The organism is Peribacillus sp. SIMBA_075 (assembly GCF_046534585.1).
This window is the reverse complement of record NZ_JAWRYN010000689.1, coordinates 1-269: the sequence shown is the minus strand read 5'-3', so window position 1 is coordinate 269 and position 269 is coordinate 1. Positions and strand designations below refer to the sequence as shown.

Annotated in this window: 1 pseudogene; it reads right to left on the bottom strand. The window is 45.7% G+C overall.

What is annotated here, in order from left to right:
- Positions 1-62: 62 nt before the first annotated feature.
- Positions 63-269 (bottom strand): annotated as a pseudogene (locus SB775_RS29950) (hypothetical protein); the annotation flags it as partial.

Below are 269 nucleotides of genomic sequence, written 5' to 3'. Positions count from 1 at the left end.
TGATCTGGCTTCGGTTTAAAGGCTGACATAAGACACACCCTTTCTAGGGTAGAGGAGCAGCTTTACGCTGCCCCCGGTTCCTCGCCGTTTTGCTTTGCCATATGTTCAGCGACACGCTTTTTATATTCACGTAATTCAGATGAAATTTTGGTTGAACTTACACTCAAACTTTGAGCAATTCTGATCCATGTTTCCCCGTTCTTCTTGCGCTGTAGCAGTTCCGGGAAATCAAACGTAAATTCATCAAATACCGGGGCCTGTCCGCTCAA